General features: G+C 47.9%; 18 protein-coding genes and 1 tRNA gene. 11 read left to right on the top strand and 8 right to left on the bottom strand.

Going from position 1 to position 25,055, the window contains the following annotated elements:
* The first annotated feature begins 12 nt into the window (after nucleotides 1-12).
* From H141_RS0116860 to sbcC, 7 genes are all read left to right on the top strand, one after another.
* Nucleotides 13-357 (top strand): hypothetical protein, encoded by a 345-nt coding sequence (locus H141_RS0116860; RefSeq protein ID WP_019677462.1) that lies wholly within the window; start codon nucleotides 13-15, stop codon nucleotides 355-357.
* Between the two features lie 46 nt (nucleotides 358-403).
* On the top strand, nucleotides 404-1,180 hold the full coding sequence (locus H141_RS0116855; RefSeq protein WP_019677461.1) for a hypothetical protein: 777 nt from the start codon (nucleotides 404-406) through the stop codon (nucleotides 1,178-1,180).
* 79 nt (nucleotides 1,181-1,259) lie between these two features.
* Nucleotides 1,260-2,990, top strand: a complete 1,731-nt coding sequence (locus tag H141_RS0116850) for an ATP-dependent nuclease (protein WP_019677460.1) — start codon at nucleotides 1,260-1,262, stop codon at nucleotides 2,988-2,990.
* On the top strand, nucleotides 2,977-4,395 hold the full coding sequence (locus H141_RS0116845; protein WP_019677459.1) for a UvrD-helicase domain-containing protein: 1,419 nt from the start codon (nucleotides 2,977-2,979) through the stop codon (nucleotides 4,393-4,395). Before H141_RS0116850 ends, H141_RS0116845 begins: the two co-directional genes overlap by 14 nt.
* A 722-nt stretch (nucleotides 4,396-5,117) precedes the next feature.
* Complete coding sequence (locus H141_RS0116840) at nucleotides 5,118-6,815, top strand: DUF5666 domain-containing protein (RefSeq protein ID WP_019677458.1); 1,698 nt, start codon at nucleotides 5,118-5,120, stop codon at nucleotides 6,813-6,815.
* A gap of 192 nt (nucleotides 6,816-7,007) precedes the next feature.
* Nucleotides 7,008-8,261, top strand: coding sequence for an exonuclease subunit SbcD (sbcD, locus tag H141_RS0116835; RefSeq protein ID WP_019677457.1), 1,254 nt, complete (start codon nucleotides 7,008-7,010; stop codon nucleotides 8,259-8,261).
* A complete protein-coding gene (gene sbcC, locus H141_RS0116830; RefSeq protein WP_019677456.1) occupies nucleotides 8,258-11,278 on the top strand; it encodes an exonuclease subunit SbcC in 3,021 nt (1,006 codons plus the stop codon). The genes sbcD and sbcC overlap by 4 nt, the downstream gene beginning before the upstream one ends.
* On the opposite strand, the gene H141_RS0116825 is transcribed toward sbcC, so the two are convergent.
* From H141_RS0116825 to H141_RS0116815, 3 genes are all read right to left on the bottom strand, one after another.
* The gene (locus tag H141_RS0116825) at nucleotides 11,268-13,589 is read right to left on the bottom strand and encodes a sensor domain-containing protein (RefSeq protein WP_019677455.1); all 2,322 of its coding nucleotides are present in this window, start codon (nucleotides 13,587-13,589) and stop codon (nucleotides 11,268-11,270) included. The genes sbcC and H141_RS0116825 overlap by 11 nt on opposite strands.
* Nucleotides 13,590-13,729: 140 nt before the next feature.
* Entirely contained in the window at nucleotides 13,730-14,482 is a 753-nt protein-coding gene (locus H141_RS0116820) for a DUF481 domain-containing protein (RefSeq protein ID WP_019677454.1), read from the bottom strand.
* 2 nt (nucleotides 14,483-14,484) lie between these two features.
* Nucleotides 14,485-15,318 (bottom strand): mechanosensitive ion channel domain-containing protein, encoded by an 834-nt coding sequence (locus H141_RS0116815; RefSeq protein ID WP_019677453.1) that lies wholly within the window; start codon nucleotides 15,316-15,318, stop codon nucleotides 14,485-14,487.
* Between the two features lie 143 nt (nucleotides 15,319-15,461).
* On the opposite strand from H141_RS0116815, the gene H141_RS0116810 reads away from it, so the two are divergent.
* The 3 genes from H141_RS0116810 (at nucleotide 15,462) to H141_RS0116800 (ending at nucleotide 17,575) form a co-directional block, all read left to right on the top strand.
* Nucleotides 15,462-15,537 (top strand) — tRNA-His (locus tag H141_RS0116810).
* A 112-nt stretch (nucleotides 15,538-15,649) separates the two neighbouring features.
* Nucleotides 15,650-16,189: a DUF1285 domain-containing protein gene (locus H141_RS0116805; RefSeq protein WP_019677452.1), complete on the top strand. Its 540-nt coding sequence runs from the start codon at nucleotides 15,650-15,652 to the stop codon at nucleotides 16,187-16,189.
* 102 nt (nucleotides 16,190-16,291) lie between these two features.
* Nucleotides 16,292-17,575, top strand: coding sequence for a metal-dependent hydrolase family protein (locus H141_RS0116800; protein WP_019677451.1), 1,284 nt, complete (start codon nucleotides 16,292-16,294; stop codon nucleotides 17,573-17,575).
* A gap of 49 nt (nucleotides 17,576-17,624) precedes the next feature.
* Here H141_RS0116800 and H141_RS0116795 read toward each other — a convergent pair whose 3' ends face one another.
* From H141_RS0116795 to H141_RS0116780, 4 genes are all read right to left on the bottom strand, one after another.
* Nucleotides 17,625-18,104: a DUF2489 domain-containing protein gene (locus H141_RS0116795; protein ID WP_019677450.1), complete on the bottom strand. Its 480-nt coding sequence runs from the start codon at nucleotides 18,102-18,104 to the stop codon at nucleotides 17,625-17,627.
* On the bottom strand, nucleotides 18,104-18,661 hold the full coding sequence (gene yihI, locus H141_RS0116790) for a Der GTPase-activating protein YihI (RefSeq protein WP_019677449.1): 558 nt from the start codon (nucleotides 18,659-18,661) through the stop codon (nucleotides 18,104-18,106). The genes H141_RS0116795 and yihI overlap by 1 nt, the downstream gene beginning before the upstream one ends.
* Nucleotides 18,662-18,692: 31 nt before the next feature.
* Entirely contained in the window at nucleotides 18,693-19,343 is a 651-nt protein-coding gene (locus H141_RS0116785) for a methyltransferase domain-containing protein (protein WP_019677448.1), read from the bottom strand.
* Between the two features lie 592 nt (nucleotides 19,344-19,935).
* Complete coding sequence (locus H141_RS0116780) at nucleotides 19,936-20,562, bottom strand: c-type cytochrome (protein ID WP_019677447.1); 627 nt, start codon at nucleotides 20,560-20,562, stop codon at nucleotides 19,936-19,938.
* Between the two features lie 181 nt (nucleotides 20,563-20,743).
* On the opposite strand from H141_RS0116780, the gene yihA reads away from it, so the two are divergent.
* A complete protein-coding gene (gene yihA / locus H141_RS0116775) occupies nucleotides 20,744-21,382 on the top strand; it encodes a ribosome biogenesis GTP-binding protein YihA/YsxC (RefSeq protein ID WP_019677446.1) in 639 nt (212 codons plus the stop codon).
* Between the two features lie 450 nt (nucleotides 21,383-21,832).
* Here yihA and polA read toward each other — a convergent pair whose 3' ends face one another.
* Nucleotides 21,833-24,610, bottom strand: a complete 2,778-nt coding sequence (polA, locus tag H141_RS0116770; RefSeq protein WP_026349520.1) for a DNA polymerase I — start codon at nucleotides 24,608-24,610, stop codon at nucleotides 21,833-21,835.
* Nucleotides 24,611-25,055 lie beyond the last annotated feature (445 nt).

Genomic DNA, 25,055 nt, shown 5'->3' with positions numbered 1-25,055 from the left:
AAGGTGTCGAAAATGTCTGAACTAGAATATCTAATTGAGCAGGAGCAAGCTCATGCAGCACTACACGCAAACCATTGTTCTGATTTAATTAAAAAAGAGGGGCTCGCTTCTGCTTTACTGTACTGTCAGCTGCAAGGTATCGATCCGCCTCAATGCTCTCTGAAAGCTGAATCAAGTAATGCCAGGATGTTGAGGGAAAAAGCAGCAAGAATGCTAAGTGATATTAGGTGGTGGGAAAGACGATTAGGCACTAAAGCCGGGCGCGATTTTGAATATCAACAAATATTAAATGGAAAAGTAACTAACATTATTTCAGATGAATCGTTGGAATACGATTTAACTAAAAAGCGTCGTTAATTTTCGGCGCACCTGCGCCCATAAACATAATCAGGTGTACTGTGATATGACTAATCGAACTTTGTTTGAAATGTGGGGACCATTTCGGCAATCCATAATACGCAGTCACAAATTTTATGTTGAACAAGCCCACAGACGATTGCTCTCTCAGTTCGATAATATTAATAAGGATGCTGATCAAGCTGCTGAGGATTGGTTAGAAGCTCAGTCGTGTAATTTTGACCCTGAAAGACACGATCCTGCGGATTTCTACGAGCGTGCCAATGATGTTGGAATTGAATTTTACCAATTACTTGTCGACATGCATGAGAGAACTCGTCTCAGCGTAGTCGCTGGCATTTATCATGAGTGGGACAAGCAATTTCGTAAGTGGGTTTATGACGAAATTAGCCATTGGTATCGAGGTGAAATTGTTTTGGCAAAAATATGGACTGTCGACGTTGGGAAGCTATTTGAACTATTTTCTGCTCTCGGGTGGGAGATCCGTGACAAAAGTTACTTCCAGAAACTAAATACTTGTCGCTTAGTGGTGAATGTTTTTAAACACGGTGATGGAACATCTCTTGCCGAGCTTCAGCAGCACTATCCTGAATATTTGCACAACCCCTTTGACAGCTTTGGTGGACAACTCTCTGATGTAACACATCTTGATCACACAAATTTAAGAGTTAGTGATGAACATATTGATGAATTCTCTGAAGCAATGATTGAGTTTTGGTTAGATTTGCCAGAGCGAATTGTGAATTCGCCCTCAGCCTCACTACCAAAGTGGTTTGAGAGTGCAATCTTAATCGATCAAAAGAATGAAAATAACAACAAATAAATCTCAACAGTACATGAAGCAGTACTTGTTTGCGTGATTATTGAAGTTGCAACTGTCTAGAGCGTGTCGAGGGGTAATTATGGCAAGAATAAGAAAAATTGAGATCGCTAACTTCAGAGGTATTAAACAGCTTGTTTGGTTTCCATCACCAGGAATTAATTGCCTTATCGGAACAGGTGATAGCGGCAAATCCACAGTGCTCGATGCTATAGACCTATGTTTAGGGGCTCGCCGCAACATCCAAATATCAGATGCTGACTTTTTCGGTTTGGATATTACCAGCCCAATCAGCATAACTCTGACTCTGGGAGGGTTGGAAGATAACCTGATGTCACTAGAGAGTTACGGTTTATTTTTACATGGGTATAACTTAGCTACCGGGAATATTGAAGCGGAACCGTCGGTTGATTCAGAAGTTGTCATTTGCCTAAATCTCACTATTGGCAGTGACCTGGAACCGTCATGGAGTTTACTTTCAGAGCGCGCTGCCAAACAAGAAATTGTAAAGTCCCTTACCTGGAAGGATCGTGTGGCGCTAGCTCCGACCCGGATCGGTGCACTTGCGGATTATAATCTGGCGTGGCAACGCGGTTCGGTTTTGAATCGAATTTCGGAAGAGCGAGCGGATGCATCTTTAGCTCTGGTGAAAGCGGCTCGGGATGCCCGTAGTACTTTTGGAGACCAAGCAGAGAAACAATTGGCTGAAGCTCTAGGGGTGGTTTTCACAACGGCTCAGGAGCTGGGGGTTGGCATTGGTGCCAAAGCAAGAGCTCTGCTCGATTCTCATTCAGTGTCATTTAGCGGAGGAACTATTTCTCTTCACAGCGAAAGCGGAGTTCCGCTTCGCAGTCTGGGTATCGGGTCCACACGATTACTTGTTGCCGGTTTGCAGCGTAAAGCAGCTAATTGTGCGTCGATAGTGCTATCTGACGAGCTGGAGTATGGACTGGAGCCGCATCGCATCAATCGTTTCCTCAGTTCTCTCGGGGCAAAAGAAGATGCGCCACTTCAAGCATTTCTGACAACCCACTCTCCCGTTGCACTTAGAGAACTTTCGGGTAAACAGCTCTTTGTGCTTCGTCGTGGTCCTAACGGACATGAAATACGAACAGTAGGAGTTGATAACGATACTCAAAGTACAATTAGACTTTTTCCTGAAGCATTTTTGGCATCTTCAGTGATCATCTGTGAGGGCGCCAGTGAAATTGGCCTCTTACGTGGACTGGATTTGAATCGGCTGGAGCAAGGTGCGGTTTCTATGGCAGCGCAAAGCGTTGCATTGATAGATAGCGGGGGTGGTGAGGCCGATCGTCCCTATGCTCGTGCGGCCGTTTTTCAGTCTCTAGGATACAGAGTTATGGTTTTCCGTGATGATGACGTTAAACCTACACATGCTATAGAACAAGCCTTCCTACAAAAAGGAGGGACTGTTGTTAAGTATCGAGAAGGTCGTGCATTGGAAGACGAATTGTTTGGAAGCCTCTCTCCAGAAGCGTGCCAGCAACTTATCGTTTACGCTGACGAGCTTCATGGCGATGTAATTCACGAGCATTTGCGCACGGCGTCCAATAACTCAATTACAGTACAATCAGTCTGGGATGAGGTTCAGAGTTCAAAAGCGCTTTCCGCAGCATCTAGAGGTTATTTAGGAAAGGCGGCTCGAATCCGAAGGGCTGGCTGGTTTAAGTCAATTTCTTGGATGGAACATGTCGCGCGGACGATTGTTGCGAAGGACCTCAACAAGTGTGACCCAAATTTTTCATGGATGGTGAATCAAGTCTTCACATGGGCGGCCAATGGAAAGCAGTGAAGTAAACTTACTTACCGTTACACGTGGAGCGATTGCCGCCCCCGCTGGATGTGGCAAAACTCAGTTGATTGCTAAAGCTTTGGCAAATCACCGCGGCAATAAACCTATTCTAGTTCTCACCCACACAAATGCAGGTGTGGCAGCTCTACGTGGGCGGCTTGAGCGTGCGAGAGTGCCTACCGGCGCCTATAGACTCTACACGATTGACGGTTGGGCAATGCGGTTGATTGCCAATTTCCCAGCTCGCAGTGCTCATGACCCAGATATTCTCAGACTCTCCATACCTGCTCGCGATTACCCGTCAATTAGAGATGCAGCATGGGCACTACTACAGACTGGCCATGTGAATGGAGTTGTAAAAGCTTCTTATGCACAGCTCATTGTCGATGAGTATCAAGATTGCTCGGTGCCTCAGCATAATATTGTCTACTTTCTTTCTCTTATTCTGCCAACCTGCGTACTGGGCGACCCAATGCAGGCAATTTTCGGTTTTCGTGGCAATACATTGGTGGATTGGAATTTACAAGTTTGTGCGCATTTCCCTGTCGTTACTGAACTTACCACACCTTGGCGCTGGCGAAATGCCGGCGCTGAATCGTTTGGGCAATGGCTTCTGGAGTGTCGACGACGCTTGATGGCAAGTGAGTCAATTGATTTACTAACTGGGCCTCCTGAACATGTCACGTGGATTAAGACTACATCATCGGACGAGCACTCTCTTCGGTTGGCTGCTGCCCGAACGGCATCGCCAATTGCTGACGGGCGTGTGCTTATTATTGCTGATAGTCGTAACCGTGCAATTCAGCAGAACTTTGCCAGCCAAACGCCTGGTGCTTCTACAGTTGAAGCTGTCGACCTTCAAGATATGATTTCGTTCGGAAACAGTTTTGATGCCTTATCACCAAATGCTTTAGGGCAGTTACTGATGTTCGCTCAAAGCGTTATGACTAATGTCGGTGTCTCGGAATTAACTCGGCGTTTAGACTCATTGAGTCGTGGAACCGCGAAGAACCCACCCTCTATCGTGGAGAGTAATGCTTTGTCATTCCAGCGCATTCCATCGGTTAAGGCTGCAATTTTATTACTCTCGTCGTTACTCGAAACGGCTGGTGTTCGGGTTCATCGCCCAGCCATTCTTTACGGTGTACTCAAAGCTTTGCGAATTGCCGAGGCTGGCAACATACCACTTGCTGAAGCTGTATTACGAGTGAGGGAAGACAATCGTTTACTAGGCCGGCCGTTACCAAATCGCGCAGTTGGCAGCACATTACTACTCAAGGGATTGGAGGCTGAAGTTGCGGTGGTATTGCATACTGATGGGATGAGTGCACAGCATTTATATGTAGCGATGACGCGTGGTTCGATGAAACTCATTGTGTGTAGCGCCACTCATTTGCTGGGTTAGGCAGTCAGGAGATAATTTTAAAGGGTTCACGAGATGAAAAGAAATTCATTTCTTTGCCCAACTCACGCAATTGCATTAGTATATTTAACTGAATCCAAAGGATAAATTTAGGCGTACTGTTAAAGTGTAAAGTTTTCAGCTGCTTTTAATCAGTATCTTGACACTTTTTCTGCTGGAGTGATGTTAATGCGATTTTTGTCTAATGACAGGCGGTATGATTGTATGGTGCTCAATTTAATTAGATTTCACAGCCAAGCATGTCACACACACACTGAATCTTTACACAGAAGTTCCGGCACTTCCGTTCTAGGCTTACCTCAGGTCTATAGTGTAAAAATGTCAAGAAAGCCCTTACTTTAAGGGCTTTCTTGCTTTTAAACAGCGGTAGTTTGGTTGTTATATTAAGTGGTTGGAGCCGAGCATTACCGACGGCTCGCAACAGCGGCCAGCGTTCTTCTCATTGTTTGCTATAATAATGTTAGTACACGTATTCAAAAAACGGCGCAGATAATCTTAAATTATCAGGCAGCGATGAGTCGGAATTGGAAGTCTACGCGTAAACCCGTTAAGCTGAAGTTCATCTCTCTTCGCTACACTACTCAATTATCAATTGCATCATCACAGGTCAAGCCTGGCTCGGTCGATGTTTGGTTATTTTTACTGATGTATTCTAGCATCTGGAACATTAAGCATATGAACTAAAAGTAAGACAGGAGCATTATATGAGTATTAAACGTTCTCTACTTAGCTTAAGCGTTGCCTCTTTACTGGCAGCCTGCGGGGGCTCCGACAGCAGTGAGTCAACGCCCCCCATAGCAGTAACGCCTGCGCCACCGGTCAGTACCAATGTCACAACAACTGGGGTAATTACCGGTTTTGGCAGTGTAATCGTTAACGGTGTAAAGTACGAGACCAATGGCAGTGCCATTAGCACTGATGACAGCCCGGCAGCTACAGAGAGTGATCTGGCAGTGGGCATGGTTGTTAATATTGTCGGCACTCTGGATGATGATGGCCAGACTGGCAGAGCAAATGTTATTCGTTACAACGCTGAAGTTGAAGGCGTAGTTAATCGTATCGATCTGGCTAATCAACAACTCAGAGTGTTGGGTCAATGGATCAGTTATGATGATTTAACTGAATTTGACGATGTTAGTTTAACTGACTTGCGCGTTGGTGATGTTGTCGAAGTAAGCGGGTATCGCGTCGCTAATGGCAGCTTTTATGCCACCCGCATAGAACTGGAAGAGATGGATAAAGACTTGAAAGTGCGGGGCATTGTCTCTGAGCTAAATGCAGCGGCGCAGACCTTTATGCTCGGTGAGCTTACCGTAAACTATGCCGGCGCTGAATTAGATGATTTTGGCAGCACGGCGCTGGCAAACGATTTAATGGTAAAAGTTGAAGGTGAAGGCGGAAGCTATGATGTCATCAGTAATATTTTACTGGCAAGAGAAATAGAGCTGCAAGGTGATGCAGTTGACGCCAATGACGGTGATGTTCTGAAGCTGGAAGGTGCAATCAGTCATTATCTGACGGATGAGTCTTTTGAGTTAGCAGAGCGTACTATTTTCCTGGATGATGACACCGACTTTCGGTTTGGTTCTGCGCAAGATTTGGCCGATGGTGTGCGGATTAAAATCAAAGCAGAATACGAGGATGGTCGCTGGGAAGCCGAAGACATTGTGTTTATTCGGGACGCAATTACCAAACTTAGTGGGGAAGTGTCGTCTGTTGATTTAACTGCCAGCACACTGACCGTGTCCGGCGAGACCTTTTTGGTTACTGCACAAACTCAGTTTGAAGATGAGTCTGACAGTAAAGTGCGCGTATTTGATCTGTCTGCGTTGACTATTAATGACTTTGTTAAGGTGTTGGGTTTTACCAACGACGACGCAGTTCTGGTGGCACTTAAAGTGGAACGCGATAACGATGACAAGAATGAAATCGAACTCAAGGGCAAGCCAAGTGAGGTAGGTAGTGACTTTCTGCTGATATTTGGGAACACCATTACCGTTGATGCTGACACTGAATTTGATGACAACGACAGAGGTATAACGCAGCAAGAGTTTTTTTCGCGGATAAATACCGATACGTTAATTGAGGTTGAAGCAGTGCGCAGTGGTGATGTCCTTGTGGCGCGTGAAATGAAAATTGAACGCGATGATGATGAAGACGACATCGGTAAGGTTGAGTTTAAAGGCCTGATAACTGCAGTGCTGGAGAATGGTATTCAAGTGGACGGTACTGCGGTATTATTTGACGCCAATACAGAGCTTGAAATAGATGACGTTGAGTTATCGATAGATGCATTCTTAGCCGCAGTGATAGTGGGTGATCAAGCAGAAGTTGAAGGCTTCTATAATGAAAATAACCAGATAATTGCTGAAGAAGTTGAAGTCGAGCGCGACGACGACTAACCAAAAACTTATTATATCTGGTCCGGGCCATCTCTGTTATGCTCAGAGATGGCCCTTTCTATAGTATCACTGCTAACTTTTTATGCGGTTGCTTCAATATCATTAAGTGACACCTATAGTGCGATGTGCTTTTTGCTGTCAGCTGTACTATCAGGTATGATTTTGAGCTCAATTCACTAATAATTTCAGACATTGCGAATTCTTCATACCTCCGACTGGCATCTGGGCCAGCATTTTATTGGTAAAAGCCGGGCGGCTGAGCATGCAGCTTTTTTGCGTTGGCTGATTACGCAGGTCAACGAGCATCTTATCGATGCTATTATTGTCGCCGGTGACGTGTTTGATACCGTTACCCCGCCCAGTTATGCCCGCGAGTTGTATAACCAGTTTATTGTCGAGCTACAACCCAGTGGCTGTCAGCTGATAGTGTTAGGCGGCAACCACGACTCGCCCGCCGTGTTGGCCGAGAGTAAGCAATTGCTGGCACAGTTACATACCCAGGTGATTCCTGCAACTGCAGCTGAGCTAGAGCAGCAGCTGCTCATCTTGCCTGATCGTAGCGGTAAGGCTGCTTGCCTGCTGGCGGCAGTGCCTTTTCTACGCCCGCGTGATTTACTGCAAAGCCAGGCTGGGCAAACAGGCCAGCAGAAACAGCAGGATTTACAACAGGCCATCGCCGACCATTATCAGCAATTATTTGCGCTGGCTCAGCAGTATAACCAGCAACATCAGTTGCAGTTACCGATAGTGATGACCGGCCATTTAACGACGGTCGGCGTCAGCCAGTCGGAATCAGTACGCGATATTTATATCGGTACCTTAGAAGCCTTTTCGGCGAGCCGCTTTCCAGCGGCAGACTATATAGCGCTGGGCCATATTCATCAGGCGCAGCAGCTAAATAGCAGCACCGATATCCGTTACAGCGGCTCGCCTATCGCCTTAAGCTTTGATGAAGCCAGCCAGCAAAAGCAAGCCTGGCTTATTGAGTTTGCTGAGCAGCAAAAAACCGTTAGCAGCCTGCCTATTCCGTGCTTTCAGCCACTGGTCAGTATTAAAACCGATTTAACCAGCTTGCCGGCCTTGCTAAAACCACAGTTAGCCAAGTTGGCAAAGAACCAAAGTTTGTGGCTGGAGGTGGTGATCAACAGTAGCGATGGCTATCTGACCGACTTACAACCCCGGGTAGAGCAACTGCTTAGTGACTTGCCGGTGGAATTACTGCGACTGCGCCGCGACCGCAGCCAAACTGGTGCCAGCTTGCAGCAGCTGACGCAAACCAGCCTGGCCGAACTGGCACCCGCTGATGTCTGGCAGGCGCGGCTGGCTGATGAAGTGTTAACAGTGGAGCAGGCCCAACAACTGACCAAACTGCACCAGCAAGTATTGGCCAAGGTACTGGACGCTGACCCGCCAGGCAGCCCGGCGACTCAGGGAGAGCACAGATGAAAATTCTGGCGGTACGGCTGCAAAACCTGAACTCGTTACGCGGTGAATGGACTATAGATTTCCGGCTGCCACCGTTTGACAGCGCCAGTTTATTTGCCATTGTCGGCCCGACCGGCGCCGGTAAAACCACTATTCTCGATGCCATTTGTCTGGCGTTGTACCATCAGACGCCCCGTTTAAAAACCTCGCCAACCAGTAACGAGTTAATGAGCCGGCATAGCAGTGAGTGCTTAGCTGAGGTTGAGTTTGAAGTTGCGGGGCAGGGTTATCGCGCCTTCTGGAGTCAACGGCGGGCCCGCGGTCAGGCTGAGGGTAACTTGCAGGCCGCGAAAGTCGAATTGGCCCGGCTGGATGGCACCATCCTCGCTGAAAAAACCAATGAAAAACTGAAACTGATAACCGAACTTACCGGACTTGATTTTGGTCGCTTTACCAAGTCAATGTTGCTGGCCCAGGGCAGCTTTGCCGCTTTTTTAAATGCTGATGCTAACGAACGCGCAGAATTACTGGAAGAGCTGACCGGTACCGATATTTATGGCCGGATATCGATGCAGGTATTTAGCGATGCCCGTGAGCACAAAAACGCGTTGGAGCTGCTGCAGGCCAAGGCGTCTGCCACAGAATTGCTTTCTGCTGAGCAGCAGCAGGCGTTAACTGCTGAACTGGCGACGGTAAAAGTGCAGCTAAGCAAGCAGCAGCATGCAGTTAACAAGCAGCGGCAACTACTGCAATGGCGGCAGCAGATTACTGCTGCAGAGCAGGCTCTGGCACAAAGCCGGCAGGAAGCAGCAGAACTTAACACGGAGTTTACCCGCCAACAACCAAAGCTGGCCCGTCTGAAAAGCCACCAGCCGGCAAGTAAGCTGGCGCCGCTGTATCAGGCATTGCAGCAGGCGAAGCGGCGCCGGCAAGATTTGCGGGCTAACCAGCAACAGTTACAGCAAAATTTAGCATCAGGTTTCACTGAGCAAGCCACGCTGTTATGGCAGGGCCGGCAATGCTTGCTGGCAGAACAGCAGCGGGCAGAGCAGCAACAGCACAAACTCAGTCAGCAGCAACAGCAACTGCAGCAACAGCAAAGCCGGCTGGCGGCGACGCTGCAGCAGCAAACTGCAGCGCATGTAGCCATCCAGCAGCAACTGGCCCAGCTGGTGCAGGGCGGTGATGAGACGACTTTGCGTCAGCAACAACAGCAGCAGCGTGAACATTTATATCAACTACAACAGGCCCAGCGGTTGCTGGCACAGCAGCAAAAGTGGCAGCAGCAACTGGCTGAACTGCAACAGCAACTTAGCAACAAGCAACTGCAACTGGCTCCGCTGGCAGAGCAGTTGACCATGTTACGCAGCCGTTTTAAAAGCCTGAGCGAACAAATTAGCGATAAAAAGCAGTTATTGGCACAACAGCAACTGATTATGCAGTTATCTGAGCACCGAGCACATTTGCGCCCGGAGCAGCCTTGCCCGCTTTGCGGCAGCACCGAGCATCCTGCTGTTAGTGAGTATCAGCAGTTGGATGACACTGCCATCGTTAAACAACTGGTCGGAAAAGAGGCAGAGTTAACTAAGGTACAGTCTGAGGGCGAAGCGGCCCGCACCCGTCAGGCAGAGCTGAACAGTGCAATAGCGCACTTAAATCAACAGGTGTTGGGGCAGCAGACCGAGTTGAACGAACTGCAAAGCCAGTTACAACCCTTGCTGCAAGGTGTGGTTGAACCATCAAATGATGCAGATCTTACTCAGACACTGAACAAGCATTGCGACCAATTACAACAACAGCTTACTGCCACTGAACAACAGCTCAGCCAACTGGAGCAGCAGCAACAGCAGTTGCAGCAATTAACAACAGAGCAGCAGCAAACAGAGCGGCAGCAAACTGAGATAACTCATCAGCTGGCCTTACTGGCTCAGCAGCAACATAGCCTGACTGAGCAGCACGTGGCCCGGGCCAGTGAGTTAAGCCAATGGCAACAGCAATGGCAAGCTTTGCAGCAAGCCGAGCCGGAAATAACATCTGAACACCGTGATCTGGCCGATTTAAAAAACCGGCTGCAACAGCTACTACAGCAATTACAGCAGCTGGAAGGACAGCAGCAAGCGTTGCAGCGGCAGGTTGAACAGGCGGAAGCTGAACAGCAAGCTGCTATGCAGCAGTGGCAACAGGCCCTGGCAGCCAGTGACTTTAGCGATGAAGCTACCTTTCTGGCGGCATTGCTAAGCGATACGGAGCTTAGTGAACTTTCTGCACTACAACAGCAACTGCAACAAGCCGAGGTTGCCGCCAACCGGCTGCTTACTGACCGCCAGCAGCGTTTTGACGAGCTGGCCGGGCAACAGCTCAGCAGCGAATCAGAAGCGCAATTGCAGCAACAGTTACAACAGCTGGAGCAACAGGTACAGCAATTTACTGAGCAGCAGGGCCGGTTGCAACATCAGTTAAACAGTGATCAGCAGCGGCGCCTCAATCAGCAAAGTTTGCTGGCTGAGATCGCCAGAGCTGAACAGCAACTTGCGGTATGGCAGCGACTGAACAGCCTGATTGGTTCGAAAGAGGGGGATAAGTACCGGCGCTTTGCCCAGGGCCTGACTTTGCAACAGCTGGTGGTGCTGGCTAACCGTCAGCTGCAGTTGTTACACAACCGCTATCAGCTGGCGCGCCACCCAAGTGCTGAACTGGAGCTGCAGGTGCTTGATACCTGGCAGGCCGACGCGACCCGTGACACTAAAACCTTATCGGGTGGTGAGAGCTTTCTGGTTAGCCTGGCTCTGGCTTTGGCCCTATCAGATTTAGTCAGCAGTAAAACCAGTATCGATTCGTTATTTCTGGACGAGGGCTTTGGTACCCTGGATGCGGATACCCTGGAAAGCGCGCTGGCCGTGCTGGACCAGTTAAATGCCAGTGGCAAGATGATTGGTATTATCAGCCACGTCGAAGCGTTAAAACAGCGGGTGCCGGTGCAGATCAGGTTGGAAAAGCAGCAGGGCCTTGGCTTTAGCCAAATACGGATCAGTCAGTAGGGTTTTGTTGGCTACGACGTTGTTTGCACAACAGCTCAGCAAATTCAGCTGCCGGTACCGGCTTACTGAAATAGTAGCCCTGGTAATAATCACAACGTTGCTGGCGTAAAAAAGCCAGTTGTTCTGCTGTTTCTACTCCTTCAGCCAATACCTTAAAACGCAGGTTATGAGCCAGATCTATTATTGCTTTGGCGATACTTTGATCATCCTCGGCCGACGGTAAGTTTTCGATAAAACGTTTGTCTATTTTCAGCACATCCAGCGGCAGACGCTTTAAGTAGGCTAGCGAAGAATAACCGGTACCAAAGTCGTCGATCGCCAGTTTAATGCCAAGTCCACGCAGGGCCAGCATGGTTTTAATCACAACATCTTCGTCACCCATCAGGGCATTTTCTGTTACTTCCAGTTCCAGGCAGGCAGGGTTAAAGCCGGTTTCCTGCAAGATGCTGGTTATTTGCTGCTGTAAGTCACCTTTATTAAATTGCTGCGCCGACACGTTAATGGCCAGATTAATATTATTTAAGCCGGCTAACTGCCAGGCCTGGCCCTGGCGGCAGGCTTGCTGCAATACAAAGTGACCAATCGGATGGATCAGACCACTCGCTTCAGCCAGTGGGATAAAGGTATCCGGACCTATCATGCCATCAGTGGGATCAATCCAGCGTAATAACACTTCGGCACCAATAATCCGGCCAGTATTAATATCCAATTGCGGCTGGTAATAACAGATTAAGTGGTTTTGTTTGATGGCATTACGTAACCGCTGCTCCAGCACCAAACGAGTCCGTGCCTGTAATGTCAGGCTTTCTGCATAAAAGCTGTAAGTATTGCGGCCATCTGCCTTAGCCCGGTACAACGCAGCATCAGCACCCTGCAATAATGCTTCGGCACTGTCAGCATGCTCCGGATATATGCAGATGCCGATTGAAGCGGCCACGTTAACATCCGTTTGCTGCCCCAGAGTAAAGGGGGCATGCAGTTGTTGCAGAATTTTAGCGGCAACTCTGGCCGCGTCTTCCGGCTGACCCAGCTGTTCAACCAGAAACACAAATTCATCGCCCCCCAGCCGGGCCAGGGTATCGGTTTCCCGGCAACACAGATTCAGACGCTCTGTCACCTGTAGCAGCAGGCTGTCGCCGATCTGATGGCCAAAACTGTCATTAATATCTTTAAAATGATCGAGGTCGAGGATCATGACAGCCAGAAACTGTTGATTGCGTTTTGCCAACTTAACGGCGCTGGTTAAGCGGTTGCTGAAATGCTGACGGTTCGGCAGCTGGGTTAACGGGTCAAACTCGGCTAAAAAAGCCAGTTCTTTCGCCTGACGTTTACGTTCGGTTAAGTCAATATCAATACAGAAAATCTGTGGTGGTTTATCAGGCAGCTTTACCACGGCATGATTAGAGAATACCGAAATCAGCGAGCCATCTTTGCGTTTCAGGGTCAGCTCTTCAGCCGGAATTGGCTTGGCATGCTCGGCCATATAGGCTATCGCCCGGCGCACTTCTGGATGGGCTTCTTGAGGAATAATCAATTCCAGCAAGCTGCGGCCAAGCGCTTCTTCTTTGCTGTAACCATAAATCAGTTCGCTGGCACGATTCCAGTAAATGGTGATGCCAAACTGGTCATATCCCTGAACCGAAATTTGCGGCGCGTTATCAAGTAGGGTTCTGAAACGCAATTCGCTTTCAAAAAGCTGTTGCTCTGCCAATTTCTGCGCTGAGATATCCTGAACTACAGCGATAAAATACGGTGGGGCATCGCCGGTGTCTGGCGCTTTGGCAACAGCCATTTTTACCCAGACCACATTGCCTGCTTTGGTAAAATAGCGCTTTTCCAGGGTGTAGCTGGGGATCAGTTGCTGCAGCAGTTGGCTAAATTGCTGTTGATCATGATCTAAATCTTCCGGATGGGTTATTTGCTGGAAAGACATATTCAGCATTTCAGAGGGGCTGTAACCGAGCATTCGGGCAAAATGTCGGTTTACCCGCAATAACTGACCACTGGCGTTGGCGTGGGCAATACCAGCAGCGGCATGATCAAAGGTTTGACTGAAAGCTTGTTCACTGGCTTGCAATGACTCGGTCAGACGCTGGTGCTGCCGCAGTAGCAGCCAGGCAAGCAACCCTGTTAAGCCAATATAAAACAGGCCTTTATAGGTTTGATATCGAATAAGCTGCTCTGAACTGTCAGCCAGCAGAAGCAGTAAGTTATCACTAAATAATATCCAGATAGCACCAAGCAGAATATACATCAGTACACCCATAATTGGGTATAAACGCAGCATTCTGGCGGAGCGGTTCTGTTTCATTATTTACATCTCTGGTTCAAATAGCGGAATGCCGTTAATCGGCAGTTAGAAAATTAAGCATAGTTTAAAAATATTTTTTTAAAAGATTCTTATTAAATAAGAGTGCCTTAGTCGAGAAAAACGGCTAAGGCACGCTCAAATTAAAAAGAGTAGACCAGAGTAAGAGAGGTTTGGGTGTCGGTGTTTTCTTTATCTGGTTGCACGTCAGAGTCATTCTGAACCAGAAAAGCCGCTTTCATCTGCATCGCACCATTAATCTTGGCAGTCAGTGCAGTTTCAGCAATAGTACGGGTGTTATCATCACCATATTCAACACTAAGAGTCTGACTAAAGGCAGCCGATTCGCTGATTTGCCAGTTGTACGCTGCTGCACCACGGACAATAAAACCACTTTCAGACTCACCGGTTGCCCGGGCGCCACTAACATAACCCGGACCAATTTCAACATCCAGATGCTGGCTTTCAGCGTTATAAAGCCGGGTACCGTAACCGACAGCAAGCGTATTGTATTTTTCGAAAGCACCGAATTTGTCACTGGTGTGCGAGCCGATAACAAATAAATTATCATGTTCAGTAGCCAGCTTGTAAGCGCCTTTAGCTGAAATCAGGTAGCGCTCAGCAGAGCGTTCGGTAATAGTATTGCCTTCAGCGTCGGTTTTCTCATCTTCTTTAAAAAACGCACTGAAAATATACTGATTACTCCAGGACTCCAGTTCCTGGCGGGCATCAATCTTGCCGGTTATCGAGGTGCCTACGGTATTACCTGAGGTGGTGATGGCGCCCAGTTCGGCCGAGGTTTGCCATACCTTGTTTTCATCAGTTGCCGCTTCCTGCGCGCTGACGGCGCTGCTGACTGCCAGGCTGCCCAGCGCCAACACAGTGAATAACTTCATGCTTACTCCTTACTATCTGCTTGATCTTTAATTAAATGTACGTCCATTTGTGGGAATGGAATACCGATACCCTTTTCATCAAAGGTTAGTTTCACTTTTTCCAGGGTATCCCAGTATACGTCCCAGTAGTCGGCCGACTTTACCCAGGGACGAACATTTAAGTTAACTGATGAATCTGCCAAAGCACCTACTTTAATACTGAATGCCGGATCGGCCAGTACCCGCTCATCGTTTTGTAAAATTTCTTCCAGTAATTTTTTTGCCAGCAGTAGATCTGAGTCGTAGCTGATACCAATCACTAAGTCGACCCGACGAAGTGGTTCGGAAGAATAGTTGGTAATCGGGCCGCCAGTGATCTGGGCATTTGGAACAATCACCCGCTTGTTATCTGGGGTTTTCATCTGGGTCTGGAAAATCTCTATTTTTTCTACGGTACCTGAAACGCTTCCGGCATCGATAAAGTCACCGGCTTTAAAGGGACGAAACAGAATAATGAGAATGCCCGAGGCAAAATTAGCCAGCGAGCCTTGCAGCGCCAGACCGATAGCCAGACCTGCCGCACCCAGAATGGCGATAAAGGAGGTGGTTTGTACGCCAATTTGCGATAACGCCATCAGCACAGTAGCAATCAGCACAATAGCGTAAACGATACTCACCAGAAAGGCGACCACGGCTTTATCTACCGAGCGGGCTAAGAGGCCTCGTTCCAGCAAGCGTGACAGCCCCCTGGCGACAATCCGGCCAATATAAAAGATGACAATAGCGGCAACCAATTGCAGCATATAGCCCAGGATCAACTCATTGTTTTCCCGGAAAAACGTGTTTATCTCTTCCATGTCACACCCTTTAATTAAACATTTCAGTTAAAGATGGCAAGTTTAGCAATCTTGCGCCCGTGATGGTACGCCGGCACGGGTTTTAAACTAAAAAAACTTGGTTACGGCGGTAAATTTAGCTAAAATAGTGAGCGTTAACAACGGTGACTGTAGCTCAGTTGGTAGAGCCCCGGATTGTGATTCCGGTTGTCGTGGGTTCGAGCCCCATCAGTCACCCCACTTTTTGTTATCAACCCTACCTGTGCCAACATCTGGCTTAAACTGTCTTGCTTGACCCTGCAACTTCTGACCTCTATGGTTAAGATCACTTTCCTTGTATGCCAGTACTAAAATGGATTTAGCGTCACTGCAACAACAACTACAATGCCCTGATCTTGCGCCGGTAGAGAGTTGGCAACCCGAATTTTGTGGCGATTTACCTTTGTTAATCACCGCTGATGGCCGCTGGTTGTATCAGGGCAGTGAAATACGGCGCCCGCCAATTGTGCGGCTATTTGCCTCAGTGTTAATTTGCCAGCAACAGCAATACTTTTTGCAGACACCGGTAGAAAAAGTCCGGATCCAGGTAGAAGACGCGCCATTTCTGGTTGTCGCCAGCCAATGGCAGCGCACAGAAAACGGTCCTTTGTTAACACTCACCACTAATATTGGTGATGCAGTGAGTGTCACACCACAGTATCCGCTGCGTTTACGGTTGTTTGAGCAACAGCAGTTGCCCTATTTGCAATTGTGGCGTGGTTTATCTGCCCGTCTAAACCGCAATACCTATTATCAGCTAATCGGACAGTGCCATGAAGTCTACTGCAATGGTGCCAGTCACTATCAGCTGAAAAGTGCCGGCTATCCGTTTACTCTGGGCGTATTGGCCTGACATAGCCATTCATCTGACAAATTAAGGGCTGTATCGCAGGCTGGTTGCTAACATCTGGTTGGTGGGTGCACAGTGGATTAAAGATTGAAAGGAACCCACGCTATGCGCAAAGCACTATTATCCGCAGCGGTATGTCTGAGCTTCAACTGCACTGTTGTTAATGCGGCTACATTGATCCACGCCGGCAAGCTGGTTGATGTTGAAGACGGTAAAGTACTAACTGAGCAAACTATTGTAATTGACGGTGAGAAAATCTCTGCCATAGAAGCCGGTTTTCGTCAGCCTGCAGCCGGTGATACCCTGATTAACCTGAGCCAACATACCGTTATGCCTGGTTTAATGGATATGCATACCCACTTTTACACTCAGTTCAGCCCAACAGTTTACAGTGAAGGTCAGCGGTTGAATGAAGCTGACTTTGCACTTCGTGGTGCAGTGTTTGCTGAAAAAACCTTAATGGCTGGTTTTACTACAGTGCGTGAGCTTGGTGACGGTTATCATATCAGTGTGGCACTGCGCAAAGCTATCGGCCAGGGTTACGTTAAAGGGCCTAGAATTTATGCTGCCGGGAAGTCTATTGCAACTACCGGTGGTCATGCCGACCCGACAAATGGCGTTGCTTATGCTCAGATGGGCGACCCGGGCCCGAAAGATGGGGTGATTAATGGCCCGGATGAAGCCCGCAAAGCCGTGCGGCAGCGTTACAAAGAAGGCGCTGATTTAATTAAACTAACCGGCACCGGTGGCGTGCTGAGTGTAGCGAAAAGTGGCACTAACCCGCAGTTTACCGACGCTGAGTTCGCTGCTGTAGTAGAAACGGCCAAAGATTACGAGATGAAAGTGGCTGTGCATGCCCATGGTAAAGAAGGAATGGAGCGGGCAATTAAAGCTGGTGTAGATTCAATTGAGCATGGCACTTATATGGATAACGCCACCTTTGCCCTGATGCGCAAGCATGGTACCTACTATGTGCCAACAATAAGTGCCGGGAAATGGGCGGCAGAAAAGGCGGCGATAAACGGCTTTTTCCCGGAGTTGGTGCGGCCTAAAGCCGCTAATATTGGCAAATTAATCCAGCAAACTTTTGGTAATGCCTATAAAGCAGGGGTGAAAATAGCCTTTGGTACTGACGCTGGTGTGTTCCCTCATGGTGAAAACTGGCGTGAGTTTGTTTATATGACGGAAGCTGGCATGCCGGCAATGGCTGCTATTCAGTCAGCAACCATTGAAGGCGCAAGGTTACTGGGAGTTGAGGCTGAATTGGGTAGCATCAGCAGTGGTAAAATTGCCGATATCATTGCTGTGCCGGGTGACCCGCTGCAGGACATTAAGCTGATGGGTGATGTCAGGTTTGTAATGAAAGCCGGTACTGTTTATAAACAGTAATATGCGAAAATAGCCGGCCTGCTGTAATTAATGCCAGCTTAGTTAATACTTAAGCTGGCTTAAAGCGTTGTAGCAGCTTGCTGGTGTCGGTCATAATTTGTGGCGCTAAAGTTTTTTCAGCCTGCAGCCGCTGCTGATCCTGGGCTAAGGTAGCCTGTTTACTCTGCTGTTTCCGTGCCTGATGAGTCGGCATATCTTTCACTGTCTGATACATCTGGAAAATACCCGGATAGTCAGTTGCCAACGGCCCCTGCTGTTTTTCCGGTAAGCGGTTAAGCAACACCCATACCCGCAGCGCTCCCTCTGACAACTCACACTGGCCGGCAGCCACTGCTTTGCAAATAGTATAAATACTTTGCTCAACATACAGTTGATTTTGCAATTGTTGCTGCTGTTCTTTCTCCAGTAGCGCTGCTTGCTGCTTATTTTGTTGCTGTAACAACCACAACAGCTTGCCGGCATAAAATGCCAGGCCGGCAATTATCAATACTGCTATTACAACCAGCGCTATCAACCAGGGGTTTTGCATTAATCGTCATCACCTAAAATAGATTTACGCCAATCAGTACGCTCGAACTGGGCCAGCGGATCGTTATCTTCGGTAGTGTCAGTTTGTTCTGACAGGCCGAGTTGCTCAAGCAGCTGTTCCAGCCTGGCTGTTTTAGCATTAAAATACTTAGCCTCTTTGCCGGTCAGCACTTCGTTATTTTCTACCCGCTCCAGCAATTGCTGTAACAGGGTGTCGTTCTCAATCAAAGCCAGTTCTTCGGCGGCAGTTAAGCCCGGAGCCGCAGCTTTACTTAATCTGGCTTTTGGCTGCAGATCTGGCTTTAACTGTGGCGTCACTGTTAGTTCAGCAACCAGTGCTATTGGTTTTTTACTGCCGGTTCTGGGATCTTTCGGCCCGCTGTGTCCTGCTTGTTGCTCAGCTTTCTGCTCAACAATGGCGTTGCGGCTACCGGATTTTTTGCCCGCGCCTTTTTTCTTGGTTTCTTCTTTTGGCTGGCGCAGTTTGCGAGCTTCAGCTGCAGGCAAATGGCGCTGGCCATTGTTGCCGGTACTACGACTTTTCTTTTGACGCGTCATAACAGGATACCTGTAAAAAAGGGCGCGTATTTTAACCAGTTTTCTGCAGGATCACCACATCATTCGTTACAAAGTCAGCAGTCATTTTTGCCTGGACCGCCAGCCAGCTGAATGTATCCTGATGGAAAAAGCTGACATGAGTAGGGTCATTTTTATAATGCCAGCGGCTGAAAGCGGCTAAATCGGTGTAGCGTTTGGTCATTATTGCCAGTACACCCATTGGTTTAAGCAGCTGTTGCCAGAGTCGCCACTCGTTTTGTGGTGTAACAAAATGTTCTATCGCCTCACTGCAGCAGATAAAATCGTACTGTTGCTGCAGTGCGGCCGGGTTATCAGCAAAGTAAGGGTCCCACAGTTGCATTTGTTGGCCAGCCTCACTTAGCATCTTAGCCAGTAAAGGGCCCGGACCGCAGCCAAAATCCAGGCCACTATAGCCAGTGCCGGTTAATGACGCCAGTAACGGTACGCTTAGCCTGGTCAGAAATTGGCGGTAACCGTTGTCGTTCAAATCATTATTATGTAGCAGGTATTGCGCATGTTCGGCGTCACTGCTTAGCAAACTGGCGCGATCAGCAAATACCAGCGCGCAAATTTTGCACCTGAAATAACTACGTTGTTTATCCTGGTGATAAAAATCCGGAGCGGATGCCCGGCAAAGTGGGCAGTGGGAATTGGCAGACATCGCCTTAGTTAACCTCAATAAGTCAGCTGACTCTGAACAGTTACTATTGTAAAAAACAAAAGGGCGATAAGATAGCCTTATCGCCCCGTATACTTGTGTCTAGGTGGACACTTCTCTCAATTTCGCTAAATCATCCTGATGCGTTTACAACGACCCTGTTAATACAAGTTCCATATATTGTTGCTTATCTTCCTTGTATAAAATTTTATTCTTTACGACCATCCTGGTACTTTATTACTCATCCCTGGGCGTTTTGCAACGCTATGCACCTTCCTGATGCCAAATAGAGTGTACCGATATCGGCACTTACTTCCTTGCCGCTTGCGCAGTTCCCTGTTGTTATTTGCTACTAAACGTAACTGGGTTTAATTTACTCCGATCTCAGCGGATGACAAGTCTCTGCTGAAAAAAAATGCAATTTTAATAACTGCTTATTCAGTTAGTTTTTACAAATCAGTTGGTTAAGGTTTTTCAGTAAAATGAGAAAAGTTCAATATTTTTTAAGAAAGGGCAAATAACTTACAGCTTTGTGCGAAATATCGCACAAAATAACGGCAGTGACGGGGCCTGAGCCCCGTCAGCAGGGTGAGAATTAGTGCAAGCCGCCTAAATATTGCGACAGTATTTCAATATCTTCATCGGTAAGTTTTTTAGCAATGTCGCCCATCATACCGTTCAAGTCATTGGCACGAGTGCCATCACGAAACTCTAACAATGTCGCTTTCAGGTATGAGGCATGCTGGCTGGAGATTTTTGGAAAGCCCGCCAGGCTGGTGCCGACACCCCGTGGCCCATGACAAGCAATGCAGGCTGCGATACCACGATCTTGATCACCACCACGATATAATTGCTGGCCACGCTCAATAACATCTTCCGGTGTGGTGCCGCTGCTCATAGATTGTGAGGCAAAGTAAGCGGCCAGGTCTTTCATGTCCTGATCGCTCAGGGTCGCTACCATACCGAACATGATGGCATTGTTACGGCCATCTTTGCCGCCTGAGCTCATTCCCAGTTTATAATCAGTTAACTGCTTATAAAGATACTCAGCATGCTGGCCGGCAATCTTTGGATAGATATCTACCATGCTGTTGCCGTCTGTACCGTGACAGGCGACGCAGGTAGTTGATTTAGCTTTGCCTGCTTCAGCATCACCATCAAAGGCATGGGCTGTACCGATTAAACCGATTAACAGCGTCAGTGGAAGTACGAGTTTTTTCATTTTATATCCGTCTCTGTCCGCATTAAACCGCCAGCAAACTGGCAACCAAGTGAGTTTATAAGAATTAGTTAAGCCATTTTACACGAAACTGCCCAAAGTAAAATCCCATCTGCGTTGCAAAAGCTTCTTCCGATCCGCAAGATCCGTTACAATGGCCCAAATTTAAACGCCGGAGCAGGCTGTGTACAAAGCAAAATTCAATTATCAACAAGCGACTTTTTTAACCAGCGCCCCAGATATTAAGGCATTACCGGCAGACATCGGCATTGAAGTTGCTTTTGCCGGCCGTTCCAACGCAGGTAAATCCAGTGCATTAAATACGTTGACCAGACAAAATAGTTTAGCCAGAACCAGTAAAACGCCGGGCCGAACTCAACTTATTAATACCTTTGTCTTTGCTGAGAACAAAAGGCTGATTGATTTACCCGGTTATGGTTTTGCCAAAGTGCCACTGGCGGTAAAAGAAAAATGGCAAAAGTCATTGTCGCAATATCTGGAAAAGCGCCAGAGTTTGCAAGGCTTGGTCGTGCTGATGGATATCCGCCACCCATTGAAAGACCTGGATCAGCAGTTAGTACACTGGGCAGTGCAAAGCGAGTTGCCGGTGCTTATTTTATTAACTAAAGCAGATAAACTTGGTCCGGGTGCCCGCAAAAAAACCTTACTGGAAGTACGGGAAGCGTCGCTGGCGTTTATGGGGGATGTCACGGTACATATGTTCAGTTCATTAACCAAAATTGGGATGACTGAATTTGAGCAGACCCTGGATAACTGGTTTAGTACTGACAGCAACGCAAATACGGCAAAGGCGGCTGATTAACTAAAACGACAGTCATAAAAAAACCGACACTGAAAAGTGTCGGCTATAGCAATCGGGGAGAAGCTAATAATTCAAATCAACAGGGTGTCTTATCGCTAAGACGGCACCATTATACAATAAAACCCGGCCTTTTAAAGTATTTACTCTAAAAAATATTGCTTAATTTCAGTTTTTGCTGGTAGCAATTTATCTTAGTGCTTATTTTCAGATAAAAAAACGCCCCGCTGCAAAACAGCGGGGCGGCTAAATAAGCCTACTTTCTATAGCCCGCCATAGTGGCGTAGCCCTGAAAGATAGAACATCTTACCTCTGTACCCTACCAGCCAAATTTTAGCCACTCAGCCAATAATTGCAAGTTTTTTATGTAATAAAACAACAAAAAAATTAAAATAAGCTATTTTTAGCTGTTTAATGTAATTAAATTACCATTTCGGGCGGTGCTGGCACCGCTTAATGCGCCTGATCCCAGTTATCGCCGCTGCCAGCTTCAGCCAGTAACGGTACTTTTAAACTGGCGGCGCTTTCCATAATACTAACTAACTCAGCCTGCACCCGGGCTAAGTCGCTGGCGGGCACTTCAAATACCAGTTCATCGTGCACCTGCATAATCATTTTCACGTCATCGTTTTGCTGACTGCTCAGCCAGCTATCAACTTTGATCATTGCCATTTTTATAATGTCGGCGGCGGTGCCTTGCATTGGCGCATTAATGGCAGCCCGTTCTGCACCTTTTTGCCGGCCCATGTTACGGGCATTAATATCCGGCAAATAGAGCCGGCGGCCGAACAGGGTTTCGACATAGCCCAGTTCGTGAGCCTGCTTGCGGGTGTCTTCCATATAGCGTAATACGCCTGGAAAGCGCTCAAAGTAGCGGTTAACGTAGCTTTGGGCGTCACTGCGGCTGATCCCCAGCTGTTTTGCCAGACCAAAGGCTGACATACCATAAATCAAGCCAAAGTTTACAGCTTTGGCCTGACGCCGTTGTTCGCTGCTGACATCGCCAAGTGCTACCCCAAATACTTCTGCTGCAGTAGCTTTATGCACATCTAGGCCTTTAGCAAAGGCATCGAGCAGCGCCTTATCATCTGATAAGTGGGCCATGATTCTTAATTCAATTTGCGAATAATCGATGGCCAGAATTTTTTTACCGGCAGGGGCAATAAACGCCTGGCGAATGCGCCGGCCTTCTTCACTGCGGATAGGAATGTTCTGCAGGTTAGGCTCGGTTGAGCTCAGCCGACCGGTGGCAGCGATAGCCTGATGATAAGATGTGTGTACCCGGCCGGTTACCGGATTAACAACTTTGGGTAGTTTATCGGTATAGGTCGATTTTAATTTGCTTAAACCGCGATGCTCGGTAATCAGTTTCGGGAATTCATATTCCAGTGCTAATTCAGCCAAAACTTCTTCGGCGGTGGATGGGGTGCCGCCAGGAGTCTTTTTCAGTACCGGTAAGCCCATCTGGTTAAACAGAATTTCCTGCAATTGTTTGGGCGATGCCATATTAAAGGTCTGCCCCGCCTGCTGGTAAGCCAGTTCAGCCAGCTCATCAATCCGCTTCGCCAATTGCTGACTTTGCTGGCCCAGCACTTTACTGTCGATCAGCACGCCGTTTCGTTCGATTTTGCTAAGCACCGTAATCAGTGGCACTTCTATGTCGTTCAGAACTTTTGCCAGGCCGGGTTCAGCACTCAGCTGCGGCCACAATTTAAGATGTAGTTGCAAGGTCACGTCGGCGTCTTCAGCCGCATAAGGGGCAGCTTGTTCCAGCGCAATCTGATTAAAACTCAGTTGTTTGGCTCCTTTGCCAGCAATATCTTCAAAACTGATATTGCTATGGCCCAGATATTTCAGGGCCAGGCTGTCCATATCATGGCGACTGGCAACCGAATTAAACACATATGATTCCAGCATGGTATCGAACTGAATACCTTGCAAGACAATGTTGTAGCGGGCCAGCACACTGCAGTCATATTTCAGGTTCTGGCCGACTTTTGCTTTGTCGTTATCCTCAAGCCAGGGTTTTAATGCTGCCAGCACCTCGTCGCGGTTCAGTTGTGCTGGTGCACCGACATAATCGTGCGCCAACGGCAAATACCAGGCCTGGCCGGGCGCAACGGCAAATGACATACCGACCAGCTCGGCCTGCATATAGTCAAGGCTGGTGGTTTCGGTATCGAAAGCAGCAAGGTCGGCTTGTTCTAAGGTATGCAGCAATGTTTTAAAATCGTCCTGATTGAGGATGGTCTGATATTGGCTCCGATCCAAGGTCGGCAGCACGGCTGCAGCTTCTTGAGCAGCAGACTCAGTAAGCTGATCGTCGGTTACCGGCTGCTCCGGCGCTTTATCCTGTAATATTTCTGCCAGCCAGCGTTTAAATTCACAATGCCGGTATAACTCGGCCAGTTGCTGGCGGTCCGCCGGCTGAATAGCCAAGTCATCGAGCTGACAGTCCAGTTCCACATCCGTTTTAATGGTCGCCAGCTGATACGATAATTCCAGCTGTGCTTTATGTTCAGCCAGCTTAGCTGCCATGGTTTTGGCACCGCGGAAACTCAGTTCGGCTACTTTATCCAGTTGCTGGTAAATGTTGTCAATTGAGCCCAGTCCTTGCAGCAAAGCGGCAGCTGTTTTTTCGCCAACACCAGGCAGGCCCGGAATGTTATCTACCTTGTCACCCATCAGCGCCAGATAATCAATGATCGCTTCGGGGCCTACCCCGAATTTGCTGACCACAGATTCGGGATCAAGCAGGGTATTGGTCATGGTGTTAATCAGGGTGACATGAGCATCCACCAACTGTGCCATATCTTTATCGCCGGTTGAGATCAGGGTATGTCGTCCGGCAATGCTGGCCTGACGGGCCAGAGTGCCAATGACATCATCTGCCTCGACGCCACTGATACAAAGTAATGGCAGGCCCATCGCCCGCACTATCTGATGTATCGGCTCAATCTGGCTGCGCAGGTCATCTGGCATAGCAGGCCGGTGCGCTTTGTATTCACTGTACATCTCGTTGCGAAAAGTGGGACCTTTGGCATCAAAAACCACCGCCATATGGCTGGGATTATATTGGCGCAATAAGCTTTTCAGCATATTAATCACGCCGTAAATGGCACCGGTAGCCTCCCCCCGTGAATTAGTTAAATGTGGCGGTGAATGATAAGCGCGGAATAAATAAGAAGAACCATCAACTAATACTAACGGGTTTTTGGGGATATAAACCATGGTTACGCTGTCCTGCAGAAATTTGCTATAGCATGCCACAGCCGCCGGGTGACAGCCAGAAATGCTGCAAAGAGTCACGAGTGAATTTTAACGGATAAGCTGTGGATAACTTTGTGTAAAACTAATAAAGAACAACCACACATTAAAATAAATGATGGATAGGTTTGATATCTAACTTCATGATTTGTATTGTAAACGAAGGGAAATCGCGAACGCCCTTGTTATTATTATTTTTACATCCACTGTGTGGAAAAAACTTTCTACGGGGTCTGGGGTGGTACGACAACCTGGTCATTCCCTGACTGAGTAGGTCGATTAGACTACCACAAACCAGGCCGTTGCATAGTAGTTGTTTTAAATAATTTAGCTATTAAAAGTGAACCATTAAAGAAGCTAAAAGCATAAAGCAGACTTTGTGGGACTTAGCGGGCTGTCGGCTGGCAAA

This window comes from Arsukibacterium perlucidum DSM 18276 (assembly GCF_000382165.1).
GTDB lineage: Bacteria > Pseudomonadota > Gammaproteobacteria > Enterobacterales > Alteromonadaceae > Alishewanella > Alishewanella perlucidum.
This window is presented reverse-complemented; position numbering and strand designations above follow the sequence as displayed.